The sequence below is a fragment of the Nocardia lijiangensis NBRC 108240 genome, assembly GCF_001613045.1.
GTDB classification, from domain to species: Bacteria; Actinomycetota; Actinomycetes; order Mycobacteriales; family Mycobacteriaceae; genus Nocardia; species Nocardia lijiangensis.
Map to the genome: position 1 here is coordinate 25773 of NZ_BDBP01000065.1, position 13329 is coordinate 39101.

The window sequence follows — 13329 nt, forward strand, 5'->3', positions numbered from 1 at the left end:
GCTTCTCGATGGTCTACGGGAGGAGTCCGCTGACGGACCCCTCCCGTGTCGGCATCAGCCGTTCAGCCCCATGCCCTGCGCGAGCAGCGGCCAGGAGTCGTGCAGCGCCTCTTCCCAGTACGGCCAGTAGTGCGTGCCGACCGGGTTGAACTGGTAGGTCGCCGGGATGCCCAGCGAGTCGAGCCGGTTCTTCAGGTTGGCGGTGCAGCCGTTGACGGCCGCCTCGATGATCACACCGAGGCTGAGGTTGACCGCGCCCATCGGTCCGGGGGCGGTGCTCAGGTAGTACTGAACGTCCTCCATGACCGGGATGCCGCTGCCGCTGGAGACGTAGAGCAGCGTGCCGCGCAGCTTCTCCGCGTTGATGACCGGGTCGTTCGCGGCCCACAGCGGGCTGTCGGCGGGACCGTACATGTTCACGGTGTTGCCGCCCGCCCAGGTCTCGGTGGCCAGCTTGACGAACTGCTGCCCCATCGGGTCGGCGATCTGGGCGCACCCGCTGTAAGCGGCGACGGTCTTCCATACGCCGGGCTTGGCCTCGGCCAGCTGCAACACCGACGTGCCGGACGTCGACAGACCGGCCAACGCGTTGAGGCCGGTCGAGTTCAGCGTCTGGTCCAGCAGCGGCGGCAGCTCCTCGGTGAAGAACGTTGTCCACTTGTTCAGCCCGAGAACCGGATCCCGCTGCTGCCAGTCGGTGTAGTAGCTGCCGCGACCGCCGATCGGCTGGATGACGTTGACCGGCTTGTCGGCCAGCCATTCCAGCGCGTGCGTTGCGGCCCGCCAGCTGGCGGTTCCCTCACCGGCGTCCAGGCCGTTGAGCATGTAGAGGTTCGGCGCGGGCTTGGACTCGTCGGCCGGACGCTGCACGTCGACCTTGATTTCGGTGTCCATCGCCGCCGAGTACACCTTCAGGTGCCAGGTGCGCCCCTCCTTGACGATGGAGGTGACGGCCGAGGGTTTCTGCGGCTCGGCCGAAACGGCGCCGCCTGCCAGTGCCACGGACAGCGCGGCGGTCAGTGCGACAGCGGCGGTCCGCAGAGCGGCCATGTTGCGTAATGCGGAAAGCTTCATCGAATAGTCAATTCCAGTCCACGGGCCGCCTCCGGCCACATTGTCGTCGAAGTGGTTTCGTCGTCGATCGATCGCCGACGGCGCACGGTCGCACCGTAGCCCCGCCCCGCCGACCTGGCAATTCGCCCGGTATCCGATAGCGCATCGATCACCCTCTTACTGTATTCGGACAGGCCCGCCGGGCCATCACCCCAGAACTACGTCTTTCGCGGAGCCAAAACCGTTACTCGACAGGACCATTCAGGCTTCCTGATGGGTGGATTCGCTCGTCGCTTCGGGCAGCAGACACCCGCCGACACGCTCGAGATCGGCCGCGGCTGAATACTCTGTCCAGTCGTGGTCGGATTTCGATGTGTCGGACGGCGCCTGATTCTTGCCGCCGTCGCGGCGATCTGCGCGGTCTCCTGCGGTGTGTCGACGTCCGATTCACCCACGACAACAGCGTGCTCCGCTGGCGAATCGACCGCCGCGGCTTTCACCACCGAACGGCGCCCGGGTTGGTTCACCATCCAGGTCCCGAAGTTGCCAGGCTGGGAGCAGCGGCAGGTGGACCAGCCAGCCCCCGCCTTCGTGCTGCATCGTTTCGATCCTCCGTCGGGAGGAGTCGACATGGGAACAGCGACGGTCACAGTCGCGGCCTTCAGTCCGACGGCGAGCGCCGACCAGGCATTCGACCACCTCGACCGCCTGAGGACAGGCGTACTCGGCTGGCAGCAAACACGGCACGAGGCCGTCGAAGTATGTGGTCAGCGCGGAATCCGCGTCGCGGGGACTGCCACCGGTGCGGGGCTCGACATGCATTACGAATACGTCGAACTCGCTTACGATTCCGGCGGGACGGTGTATCCGATACAGGTGGCCGGCCAAGTTCGTATCGCCGACCTGCCGCGATACGCGAGCGATCTCGACACGATCCTCGGCGGCGTGCGGGTCGTCCCGTAAACCCAGGTCTCGAAAACCGGGTCGTATTTCCTGAAATTCTGGGTTCCGCGCACTGGTGGCAACCAATGGGGCGCGCCTAGGATCAAAGCCGTCGGGGAATGGCAACCGTTCAGCGATCGGTGAGTCGTCGACCCCGCGGGCCGGGCTCGCCGGAAGAGGCAGAGATGAAGACCTACAAGACCCGCGAGGCAGGCAGGCTCCGTGTGCTCATGAGGGTGGCACTGGCAGGGGCCGCGATGGCAGTTCCGATGACGGCGGCAATCCCCGCAGCGGCCGTTCCCGCATCGACGCCGGGCGTGGTGCAGACCGAATATCCGGGCTACGACCGTCACGACCGTTGCGAGCGCGGCTACGGGTGGGACGACCGCGGATATGGCTACGACCGCGAATACGGCTGGAACGACCGTGGATACGGCTATGACCGTGGACGCGACCGCGGCTACGACCGCTGCGAGCGTGGCTTCGACTACGGCGGGAGCGGCGGCTTGAACAACCTGTTCCCGTTCGGCCTGTTCGGTAGCAGCTGACCGAACCGATTGCGCACGACCTGATAGCAACCACCCGGCGGCCCTCGGCGCCCTCGCGCGCTGAGCGGCCGGGGTAGTAGGCGTGTTCGGAATCGACCGAGCCCGCACGGCGACGGCAACCGCCGCGCAGGCTCGGCGATCTCATGCGGCGTCGACCCGCTGATCGAACTTCGGCGGGGCGACGTCAGTGAGCCCTGCCAACCGGAGTCGGCGCGGAGTCCCGGAACCGATCCGCGTGTTCGGCCGCCCACTCGGCGAAGGTCCGCGCCGGGCGGCCGAGCACCCGGGGAACGGTGTCGTCGACGGTCGCGGATTCCTCGGGCGGCGAGGCGTACCAGCCGATCACGTAATCGGCGTCGGCCCGGGAGACACCGGTGGCCATGAGCCGGTCCACAGCCTGCGCATGGGTGATCCGGTCGAAGGCGATGTCGCGGCCGACCGCCACGGACAAGATCGCGAGACGTTCGTGCAGGCTCAACGGCTGCGGGCCGGTGAGGTTGTACGCGCGGCCCGCGTGGCCGTCTTCGAGCAGGGCGGCGGCGGCCACGGCGCCGATATCGGCCTCGTGCACCACGGCGCTCGGGAAGTCGTAGGGTTCGCGCACCACGCCCGCGGCCCGGATCGAGTCGATCCAGGTCAGCGTGTTGGACATGAATTCCTGCGGTTCGAGTCGCGTCCACTCCACGCCGGAGTCGGCGACGGCCTGTTCGACCGGGCCGACGCCGCCGCCCCAGACGACCGTGATGCGCCGGACGCCCGCGTCGACGGCGCGGCGGACCAGATCGGGACCGACCTCGGCCAGTCCGGCCGTCACGGTGATGTGCAGGCGGGTGATGCCGTCGAGCGCCTCGGTCAAGGTCTCGGGTGCGGTGTGGGTGCCCGCCGCCAGTTCCACTCCGGGCGGGAGTTTCGCGGCAGCGGCGGCCGGATTCCGGGTGAGTGCCCGGACGCGCTCGCCTCGACGCACGAGTTCTGCCACGACATGGCGACCGGTGTTGCCGGTCGCGCCTGTTACCAGTGTTGTCACGGTATTCCTTTCCACCGCGACGACGCTAAGAGCTCAACATAGGTCGAGGTCAATGCCCCGAATTCCGGCGGCCCGCAGAACCCGCGCCGACCTCGGCCGAACCCGCGGGCTCCCCGATAACCGCACCCCTTGTCGGCGAGGCCGACGCCGGGAAGGCGACTGGGCTGCGATGATTCCGGGGTGACTCAGTGGCTCCCCCTCTTCAGTTCCCTGGTCGTCGCCTTCGTCGTGTTGGTCGGCGTCCTCATCACCAACCGCACGAACCGCCGGGCGATCGACGCGGCCGACGAGCGCGGCAGCATCGCGCTCGAGGCCGCGCAGCGGAATGTGGAGGCGGTCAATGCCGCGGCCGAGCAGCGCAGCATGTCCGTGCTGGAAGCCGCGCAACGGAATACCGAAGCCGCCGAACAGCGCGAGCACGAGAAATGGCGGCGCGAATCGGTGCTCGCGGCCGTCACCACCCTGCTGGCGACCTCGGCCTCGGTCCGGCAGCAGCTGTCCAGCCAGGACTTCACCTATCTCGGGGAGATCGACAGGTTCGGCCTCGACCTGCACGAAAGCATCGGGCAGTGCGCCGGATCGGTCACCCGGTTGCGAATCCTGTCGGGCCCGCGCATCCCCAACCGCTGTGAAGATCTGCTGCGCACTCTCACCGCGGCCGCGAACATCACCGTCCAGAAGCTGACTCTCACGCTGGACGGCGAAGCGACCGTCGACGACCTCGACGACATCCGGACGTTGTGGCACAAGGCCATTGCCAGCACTGTCGAGCAGGAGCTGTCGGTGGTCAAGGCCGCCCGAGCCGAACTCGGCCTGGACCCGCTGCCGACGCCGGAGCGCTCGCCCGCGGCTTCCGCTGTGTAGGACGAGCACGAAAAGGCCGGGCGGGCAGTCGTTTCCGCTAGGTCGACCGCTGCTGTCCGGTCACTCCGACCAGGTCCGTGTCGGCGGGCTTGCGGCGGAACGAGATGTGCCGGTGGCCGAAGAAACTGGCCACCGCGACCAGCGCCATCACCACCACCGCGGAAGGAATGCTCGGCAGGTGCAGCAGCGAGACCGCCGCCTGCAGCAGCACCATGTTCATCAGCAGGCCGCCGGAATTCACCGCGACGAAGGCGAAGAAATCGCGCGCGACGCGCCCCCGCACCCGGAAGACCAGGGTGCGGTGCAGCACGAACGCGATGACGATGCTGATGCTGTAGGCCGCGGCGGGCGCGAGCGCGGCCGAGACGCGGTTGTCGAAGATCGCCAGCCACATCACCGTCAGCGCGATACCGAGTCCGGTGTTCACCATGCCGACCATGGCGAACGCGATCTCCTGTCGCCGCACGATGCGCAGCAGCGGGCCGGGATCCAGTGCCGCCTGGTCGACGGTGTTCATCGGACGGCGTCCGCCAGCGCGGCGTCGTCCGCGAGCGCCGGCGCAAATTCGGCGGGCCCGCCGTGCCGACGGCCGCGGCGGTACAGCCAATGCAGCACGCCGACGCCGAGCAGTCCGGCCAGGGCGCTCGCGCCGCCGATCTTCCAGCCCGGCGGCTGCCAGGCGAGTTCCAGTTCGGCGTTCTGGGTACCGGCCGGGATATCGACGGCGACAAAGGTTTTCGCGACGGCGTCGAACGGTAGGTCGCGGCCGTCGAGGGTGACGCGGTAGCCGGGCCAATTCAGTCGCGCGAACACCACCCGGCCGCCCGTCTCCGAGCTGACCCGGACCCGGCTTGTGGTGTCGGATTCGGCGAGCGAGGTGGCGGTCACGCCGTTCGCGGCGGCGACGCGGCCGTCGACGGTCGAGAGCAAGCCGTTCTCCCGCTCCAGCACGGCGATGTACCTCTCGTGGCCGGGGTAGTCGACCCACTGCCAGCCCTGCGGGGCGGGCTGATTCCTGGCGTCCGGGTACAGGGCGGTGTGCAGCACGACCCGGTCCACCTTCATCAGGTCGACGATGGTCTTGCCGGTGGTCGGCTCGACGGCAAAGGCCCTGCGGAAAGCGTCGGGGCAGACGCTGGTGTCCCACCGCATGCACAGCATCTCGCCGAACTGGAGGTGGCCGTTCGGGGTGTATCCACTGACGTAGGTCAGCTCGAGATCCTTGGCGTAGTTGCCGAAGACCAGCGATCCGTACGCGCCGTCCAGGGTGCGCTCGGCGGGCGGGATGAGGGCGCGATCGCCCAGTTGCAGCGTGGTGCCTGGGAAGTCGGGGAAGGCGGCCTTCATCTGCGAGCGGTGCTCAGGCAGATTCCAGCCGAGCGGCGTCGGCTGGGCAGACCACACCTGCAGGTAGGCGATGGGGAAAATCGAGACGAGCACCAGCGCGCTCGCCGCAGCGATCCCGCGGCGCAGGGCCAGCCACACCACGGCCGCGCCGAGCGCCGCCACCGCGAGGGCCGAGACCAGGTGCCACACCGCTTCCTGCGGCGCCGCCGAGAGCGAACGCAGCAGCAACAGACCGATCAACCCCGCCGCGATCAGCCCGCGCCGCCGCCAGTCGGCGAAGGTCGCGAAACGGCCGAGCAGCACGCCGACCAGCACCAGCAGGCCGAGCGCCACCATCGGCAGCACGCGGGCGGGCCAGCGCAGCGGGCCGATGGCGCCCGGGCCTGCGGTCCACATCAGCATGATTGCCGTGAACAGCGCGGGCGCGGTCAGTTCGCGCGCCGAATCCAGTGCCTTGCGCCAGTCGACGAACGCCAGCGCCGGGATCACGAACCAGGCGACGTAGACCACCGGCATCGGCTGCACGTAGCCCCACCACGTGGTGAACGCGGGCAACGTACTGGGCAGGCTGGCGTTCAACGACTCCGACCACGGCACCGTCAGCAGCTGATCGTTGTTGATCTGCGCGGTGCCGCGCCAGGTGACCTTGGCCGACAGCATGCTCGGCAGATACGTCGCGAGCCCGGCCAGCGCCGCGCAGGCCGACACCGCGAGCAGGCGCAGCGGCGGTTGCCACCTGCGCTGGTAGACGAGTTCGCCGAACACCACCGCGGCGATCATGATCCCGGCCTCGACCGCGGGGAAGATGTACTGCACCGAGATGGCCAGGTACAGGAAGACGAAGGTCGGGATCGGGCCGGAGCGCCCGCGCGCGTAGCGCACACCCGACGCCCACGCGTGCGTCAGCCAGGCGGTGCCGGTGAACGCGGTCATCCAGCTGGCCTCGTCGAAGAACAGCAGCCAGCCGCTGAACGGGATGGCGACACCGGCCACGGCCGCCCACGGCGCCCGCGACCCGTAGGCCAGGCAGATCCGGTAGACGCCGAGCCCGAGCACGATCGCGAAGATCAGCTTGACCACGGTGGCGTACAGCGCGAGGTTGTCCACCGAGGGCGCGATCAGATCGATCAGCAACTGCGGCGGATTCAGCAGGCCCGCCTCTTCGATGGTGTAGTTGCCCGCCATCCAGTGCTCGGGGACCAGCATCGGGAAATCACCGTCGCGCAGCCGCCTGCCCATCATCACCCACAGCGGGGCGTACTGGGACTCGGTGTCGTCGGCATAGAAATGCCGAGCATTGGCCAGCAGAACCGCGACATACCCCGCGACTACGCCGAACGCGGTGACGATGCCCCACTTGTACACCTCGCGCGGCGCGAGCGCTCCACTGTCCACCACGAGTCCCAGACCCTACAGGCAACCTCCCGCGACCGAACGGAAGATGAACAACGGCGGCGCCCGTGTGGGCCGATCAAGCGGCCGGTTCGACCGTCATCTCGACGTGCATGCCCGCCGCGGTCACCATATTGACGAGCGAGTCCAGGCTGAACAAATGCACCTTGCCGCGCATGAGGTCGGAGACCCGAGGTTGGGTCACGCCAAGCCGCTCGGCCGCAGCCAGTTGCGTCCAGCCCTGGGCGGTGATCCGCTCGGTCAGCTCGATCATCAGCCGCGACCGCAGTCGCATGTTCTCCGCCTCCTGTGGGGTGTCCTCGATCGCATCCCACACGCTGTCGAACGTCTCGTCCGCCATCAGCGCTCTCCCTTTCTCGAACTCCGCCACGACCTGCCTGAGCCGCTTGGCCGCCAGATTCAGATCCGCTGCCGGGATCTGCTGGGTCTTCTTCTGGAAACAATGCAGGACGCAGATGTGGTCGGCGAGCTTCGCTACATAGATGACACGAAACGCGCCGTTGTGGTCCCGGACCCGGATCTCACGGACACCGAGTCCGACGGCCGAGACCGGTTTCCAGTCGGTCGGGTCCAGACCACGTTGAACCCGGTCGAGTTGATAACCGCATTCCCGGCGCGCGGCGAGCGGGAACTCACGGAGGTCGTCGAGCGCGGTGGCAACGAACCTGATCGGCTTCACGCAGGCAATATACAAGTTTTTGTATGTCAGCGTACCGCGTTCGCTGGGTTCGGGAAACCGCTGCGAGGAACAGGTTGGCGCCCTCCGCTCGACCGGGAGGAAACGGGGTGAACGATGCGGGGGCGGAACTAAACTCGAGCTCTCCAGTCTTCGGTGGTGAGCGAGGCGAGATGCGCACTCGGTTCGAGTTCGACCTGCATACCGTCGCGACGCCGGAACAAGTCGTCGAGTTGTTCACCGATTTCTCCGCGGAGCGGCCGCGGCGGTGGCCTGCGCTGTCGGCGCGGCGGTATCGGGTGTTCGAGGTGGGTGAGCACACCGCGGACGTGGTGGAGGGGCAGGACTTCCCGAGGATCTCGGCGCGCTGGCGCTACGACTGGTCGACGCCGGGGACGGTGCGCATGCACGTGGTCGACAGCGATTACCTGGCGCCGGGTGGTTTCCACGAGCTGACGGTTCACCCGGCCGAGGATGGCGGTAGCGATGTGCACGGGGTGTGGGACAACACTGCGGTGCATCCTTCGACCCTGGCCACGTTGGCGATGATGCGGCTGATGGGGCGGCAGTTCTTCGTCACGTATTACACGCGCGTCTTCGATCGGCTCGCGGAGGAGAACGACTGAGCCATCGGCGCTCACAGACGGCCCGTCCATGGGTCGACCACCTCGGTGCCGTGCCCGACGGCGCCGAACACGGCGTAGCCCCAACTGAGCGAGGTGTGCGCCGAGAGCGGGTTCGGCGCGATTCAGTGGCCCTCGTTTTGCATGAGCGCACCCGGTATCGCACGCAACGCGCCGCGGAGCAGATCCGCGTACTCGTCGACATCCGGAACGACCGCCGCGTCGGCGTGAATGGAGACTGTGACGGTGTCGCCGAGCCCATGCACACCGTGGGTCAGGTGCATGACAGCGCCGAGGGCAGGGAAGCCGCCGGTGCAGCGGACAGGTCCGCCGAAGACCAGGTCGGCGGGCCCGCGGTCCACGCTGGAGACGACGGTGTGGCCCGCGATGGAGTCGGGCACGGTGTCGATGGGATAGCGGTCGACATCGCGGCGGAGAATCGGCGCCGGGGTTACGGCGGTTACACGGTCCTGAGCGGTCAGCAGCGGGTGCTCGGCCCGTAGGCGGCGGTCGGCGAGAGCGGCGGCGATCAGGTCTGCTCGCACCCGCAGATCGGGTTCGTCGGTGAAGAGTTCGATGCCGAGACTCCGGTAGTTGTTGTGCGACAACGCCTTACCTCGATCCGGAAGCGCCATCGGCACCTGAGCGGCAAGCCGCTCCACCGGTTCGCCCTGCGCCGCAAGATATTCGGCCAGTGCCACCGACACGGCGGTCAGCACGACAACGGTGATGGTCCGGCCGGGAACACGCAGCTCCTCGGCCCCGCACACGATCATCCGCGCACAATGGTCGGTAATTCCCCGGGCCCCAACTCTGTTCACCGCGCTCGGCGCGAACCCAGGACCGGGCGGCGGCACCTCTCCGGCCTCCGTCAGCCGGGCCATCTCCGTCTGCGCGCGATACGCGCGATACCCGCGCACCGCCGTCAGCACGACCCCGGCGGGTAGTTGTACAGCGCCCGACACCGCCGCGCCGAGGCCCGAATGCCGCAGTCGCGCAATCGCCTCGACGGCAGTGCCGAATACCTGGGGCGTTCCGGTCCATCGCACCGTCCAGGTACCACCGGAACCGCTGTCCCCGCCCGTCACAGATCTTCCGCTGCCGGATCCCGTGCCCTGCCGCACCGCTCCTCCACCGGTGGAACCCGGCTCGCTCCGCGCATCCGAATCGCCAACACCTGCGCGACCGGGCACCGCGCCGACTGCCTCCCCCATCGCCCCTCCACCGATGACACCTGGCTCGCTCCGCGCATCCGAATCGCCAACGCCCGCCCTGCCTGCCCCCTCGGAGAACAACCCCCGCGCGATCGCCGCCGCCCGTCTCCCGTCGGCCAGCGCATGCGACATCTGCAGCACCACCACGGTGGCGAGTTCGTCGTCCGTGGCCCGCATGGGCGCACCCGCGACGCCGCGGAAGACGTGCAACCGCCACGGGTGGATCGTGGCGTCGACGCCGGTGGCGAGCAACTCGCCGAGCGTCGTCTCCACCGCGGCCCAGTCCGGGCGGGGCAGCCGGTGTTCGACGAACTGATCGGCGGTGAACTCACCGGGTACCCAGGACGGGTAGGCGAGGTCGGCGGGTGCCTCGCGAAGCCGGACCCGCAGATCCGGAATGTGGGCGCTGCGGGCCGCCACGGCGGTGCGCAAGGCATCGGTCGGCGCGCCCGTGTCGGCGAAGCTGTAGAGCAGGAACAGATCGTTTCGGGTGCGGGCGGAGAGCCAGAACATGGTCGCGTCCTGCGGTGCCATCGAACTCACGCACCGACGATATCGGCTCGAATCCGGGCGCCGACCGGGCAGTGCCGGACACACTTGATGATCTTGGTCCACAAGGGCTTTCGAAAACTATCGATTCCGCACCGAGATATTGCTACCGTCTGTAGTAGACCCATTCCACTCACGCAGGGACGGGGTGCAGGCGATGACGAATACGCTCGCACGAACAGTTGGCGAACAGGCTGATGCGGCAGATCAGCGATATCGCGCCGCGGCATTCATGAAGAGGTCGATCAACAAGGTCTTCCCGACCCACTGGTCGTTCCTACTCGGTGAGATCGCGCTGTACAGCTTCATCATCCTGCTGCTGTCGGGTGTGTATCTCACGCTCTACTTCGACCCGTCGATGGCGCACGTCACCTACGACGGGGCCTACCAGCCGCTGCGCGGCGTGGGCATGTCACGGGCCTACGAGACCGCGCTGAACATCTCCTTCGAGGTGCGCGGCGGCCTGTTCGTGCGTCAGGTCCATCACTGGGCGGCGCTGCTGTTCGCGGCGTCGATCATCGTGCACCTGTTCCGCATCTTCTTCACCGGCGCGTTCCGCAAGCCGCGCGAGGCGAACTGGGTGCTCGGTTCACTGCTGCTGATCCTGGCGATGTTCGAGGGCTTCTTCGGGTACTCGCTGCCCGACGACCTGCTCTCCGGCACCGGCCTGCGGGCCGCGTTCTCCGGCATCACGATCTCGATCCCGGTGATCGGCACGTGGATGCACTGGCTGATATTCGGCGGCGACTTCCCGGGCGACATCATCATCCCGCGCCTCTACGTGACACACGTACTGCTGTTCCCCGGCATCATGCTGGCGCTCATCGCCGCGCACATCGCGCTGGTCTGGTACCAGAAGCACACCCAGTTGCCCGGACCCGGCCGCACGGAGAACAACGTGGTGGGTGCGCGCATCGTGCCGGTGTTCGCCGCGGATCAGGGCGCGTTCTTCGCCTTCACCCTCGCCGTCGTGGGCCTCTTGGGCGGACTCTTCCAGATCAACCCGATCTGGAACCTGGGCCCGTACAACCCGTCCCAGGTCTCGGCGGGTTCGCAGCCGGACTTCTACATGATGTGGACCGACGGCATGGCGCGCCTGATGCCGCCGTGGGAGATCTACATCGGCAACCACACGGTTCCTGCGGTGTTCTGGGTCGCGGTGATCATGAGCTTGGTGTTCGTCATGCTGATCACCTACCCCTGGATCGAGAAGCGCCTCACCAAGGATTACGCCGCGCACAATCTGCTACAGCGTCCGCGCGACGTGCCGGTGCGCACCGCGATCGGCGCCATGGCCATCACGTTCTACGTGGTCCTCACGCTCTCCTGCGTCAACGACATCATCGCCTACAAGTTCGACATCTCGCTGAACGCGACCACCTGGATCGGCCGCATCGGCCTCCTCATCGGGCCGCCAGTCGCGTATTTCATCGCCTATCGCCTGTGCCTCGGCCTGCAGCGCAGCGATCGCGCAGTGCTCGACCACGGTCTGGAGACCGGCGTGATCAAGCGTCTGCCGCACGGTGAGTACATCGAGGTGCACCAGCCGCTCGGCCCGGTCGACGAACACGGCCATCCGATCCCGCTGGAGTACCAGGGCGCGGCGGTGCCGAAGAAGATGAACCGCCTCGGTTCGGCGGGCAAGCCGGGCACGGGCAGCTTCCTGCGCGCCGATCCAGTGGCCGAGTCCAACCGCAACCTCGCCATCGAGCGCGAGGAGGAGCACCGGCAGCTGGCGGTGTTGCGGAGCTACCAGGACCGCAACACCGGAAATGGACACGGCCACAACGAAACCGAATAGCCGGCGACCGAAATCGGACGCGCGAAGGCCCCGAGCCTGCCTCGACCCGGGGCCCGTGCTGACAGCTCGTCGGACCTCACATTCAGGCCTTGTCGAACTCCCCCGCCGATACTCCGCTCAGGAATGCGTCCCATTCGCCCGGGGTGAATGCCAAGACCGGACCGCTGCCCTTGTCCTTGGTGTCGCGGACCGCCACATTGCCGCCGCCGAGAAATGCCACTTCCACGCAGTTTCCGTCTGGGCCACTGTATGTGCTCTTACGCCACACAGCTCCCGTCAAATCAACTTCCACGGCACTAGCTCCTTTGCTGCGTCGAGAACGAGAATATTTTCTACTGAGTTCGTTCTAACTAGCTCCGGCATCCGGCGGGAAGGCCGAATACCGTGGTGCGCCTGGTGATAGCGCGCAGCTGTCCAGACGCGCGCTATCGCACTGATAGTTCGGGTGAATGCACCCCCGGGGTTGTCCCCGCGCGCTAAACCCTAGCAGGTTCGACGAGGGATTTGCCGGTCTCTTGCCGGTCGAACCAACGCATTTGCCAAGCTTGCGAAGTCGATATGTTGCGGGGACATTGCCAGTCCTCGGCTTTCCCGCGAATAGGCGAGGAAAGCAAACATTTGTACCAGTGTGATTGGTCTGTGATCCGTCTACGAAAGCCGCTCCGGGCGGACCTCGCGCGCCCGGCCTGGACACGATGTGGATCATGGATCTTATGGTCGAACGCCACCGCGACGAGGCAGGTCGCGCCCGCAACCCCCGCCCACGAGACCGCTTCGGCCGCCCGCTACCGATCGGTAGCGCGGGCGTGCCGAGAATTCCGGACGATCTGAATCTCCCACCCCAGCAAACACTTACCCTCGCCCAGCAACTCCTGGACGACGGTCTGGCCTTCAATGCACATGAGGTATTGGAGGCCGCGTGGAAGAACGGACCGTTCGCCGAAAGGATGCTGTGGCAGGGGCTCGCGCAATACGCGGTCGGTCTGACACACATACAACGCGGTAATCCGAAGGGAGCCCGCACTCTGCTCAGTCGTGCGGTGGGACGGTTGCGGGCCTACCAGCCAGGCGATAGCGGCAATTCGGGCGACGATAGTCACGACCACGGGACGGGCAACTCGACAGAACCCAGGAACCGCACGCTGCCCTATGACATCGACGGCGCCGGGCTGATCGCGCGCGCCGAAACGCTGCTCGCCGCGCTGGACACCGGCGCCACGATCACCGAGGACGATCTCAAGCCGCGACTGCGCGTCTGATCGGGACGGCAAC

At 67.3% G+C, this 13329-nt stretch carries 13 protein-coding genes and 1 pseudogene; 6 read left to right on the plus strand and 8 right to left on the minus strand.

Going from position 1 to position 13329, the window contains the following annotated elements; all coding sequences use genetic code 11:
* Positions 1–54: 54 nt before the first annotated feature.
* Positions 55–1074 (minus strand): alpha/beta hydrolase, encoded by a 1020-nt coding sequence (locus NL1_RS23185; RefSeq protein ID WP_067843056.1) that lies wholly within the window; start codon positions 1072–1074, stop codon positions 55–57.
* Positions 1075–1683: 609 nt separating this feature from the next.
* On the opposite strand from NL1_RS23185, the gene NL1_RS37805 reads away from it, so the two are divergent.
* A complete protein-coding gene (locus tag NL1_RS37805; protein WP_156095001.1) occupies positions 1684–2016 on the plus strand; it encodes a hypothetical protein in 333 nt (110 codons plus the stop codon).
* A 164-nt stretch (positions 2017–2180) separates the two neighbouring features.
* Positions 2181–2543 carry a hypothetical protein gene (locus tag NL1_RS23195; protein ID WP_067843063.1) on the plus strand — a complete coding sequence of 121 codons (363 nt, stop codon included), beginning with the start codon at positions 2181–2183 and terminating at the stop codon, positions 2541–2543.
* Positions 2544–2727: 184 nt separating this feature from the next.
* Here the strand turns inward: NL1_RS23195 and NL1_RS23200 are convergent, their stop codons facing one another.
* Complete coding sequence (locus NL1_RS23200) at positions 2728–3570, minus strand: NmrA family NAD(P)-binding protein (RefSeq protein WP_067843147.1); 843 nt, start codon at positions 3568–3570, stop codon at positions 2728–2730.
* Positions 3571–3750: 180 nt separating this feature from the next.
* Here NL1_RS23200 and NL1_RS23205 point away from each other — a divergent pair, with 180 nt between their 5' ends.
* Positions 3751–4434 carry a hypothetical protein gene (locus NL1_RS23205; protein ID WP_067843066.1) on the plus strand — a complete coding sequence of 228 codons (684 nt, stop codon included), beginning with the start codon at positions 3751–3753 and terminating at the stop codon, positions 4432–4434.
* A 37-nt stretch (positions 4435–4471) separates the two neighbouring features.
* Here NL1_RS23205 and NL1_RS23210 read toward each other — a convergent pair whose 3' ends face one another.
* The 4 genes and pseudogenes from NL1_RS23210 to NL1_RS23225 form a co-directional block, all read right to left on the minus strand.
* Positions 4472–4951, minus strand: coding sequence for a GtrA family protein (locus tag NL1_RS23210; RefSeq protein ID WP_067843069.1), 480 nt, complete (start codon positions 4949–4951; stop codon positions 4472–4474).
* Positions 4948–7179, minus strand: coding sequence for a hypothetical protein (locus tag NL1_RS23215; protein WP_067843072.1), 2232 nt, complete (start codon positions 7177–7179; stop codon positions 4948–4950). Before NL1_RS23215 ends, NL1_RS23210 begins: the two co-directional genes overlap by 4 nt.
* Before the next feature lie 73 nt (positions 7180–7252).
* Positions 7253–7534 carry a helix-turn-helix domain-containing protein gene (locus tag NL1_RS23220; RefSeq protein ID WP_067843150.1) on the minus strand — a complete coding sequence of 94 codons (282 nt, stop codon included), beginning with the start codon at positions 7532–7534 and terminating at the stop codon, positions 7253–7255.
* Between the two features lie 51 nt (positions 7535–7585).
* Positions 7586–7873, minus strand: a pseudogene (locus tag NL1_RS23225) (type II toxin-antitoxin system RelE/ParE family toxin); the annotation flags it as partial.
* Between the two features lie 170 nt (positions 7874–8043).
* On the opposite strand from NL1_RS23225, the gene NL1_RS23230 reads away from it, so the two are divergent.
* Positions 8044–8496 carry a hypothetical protein gene (locus NL1_RS23230; protein ID WP_067843076.1) on the plus strand — a complete coding sequence of 151 codons (453 nt, stop codon included), beginning with the start codon at positions 8044–8046 and terminating at the stop codon, positions 8494–8496.
* A gap of 122 nt (positions 8497–8618) precedes the next feature.
* On the opposite strand, the gene NL1_RS23235 is transcribed toward NL1_RS23230, so the two are convergent.
* Positions 8619–10241 carry a wax ester/triacylglycerol synthase domain-containing protein gene (locus tag NL1_RS23235; protein WP_067843079.1) on the minus strand — a complete coding sequence of 541 codons (1623 nt, stop codon included), beginning with the start codon at positions 10239–10241 and terminating at the stop codon, positions 8619–8621.
* Between the two features lie 172 nt (positions 10242–10413).
* On the opposite strand from NL1_RS23235, the gene qcrB reads away from it, so the two are divergent.
* A complete protein-coding gene (qcrB, locus tag NL1_RS23240) occupies positions 10414–12057 on the plus strand; it encodes a cytochrome bc1 complex cytochrome b subunit (RefSeq protein ID WP_067843152.1) in 1644 nt (547 codons plus the stop codon).
* Between the two features lie 82 nt (positions 12058–12139).
* Here the strand turns inward: qcrB and NL1_RS23245 are convergent, their stop codons facing one another.
* The gene (locus NL1_RS23245) at positions 12140–12349 is read right to left on the minus strand and encodes a DUF397 domain-containing protein (protein WP_067843082.1); all 210 of its coding nucleotides are present in this window, start codon (positions 12347–12349) and stop codon (positions 12140–12142) included.
* A 421-nt stretch (positions 12350–12770) separates the two neighbouring features.
* Here NL1_RS23245 and NL1_RS23250 point away from each other — a divergent pair, with 421 nt between their 5' ends.
* Positions 12771–13316: a DUF309 domain-containing protein gene (locus NL1_RS23250; RefSeq protein WP_067843085.1), complete on the plus strand. Its 546-nt coding sequence runs from the start codon at positions 12771–12773 to the stop codon at positions 13314–13316.
* Positions 13317–13329: the final 13 nt, after the last annotated feature.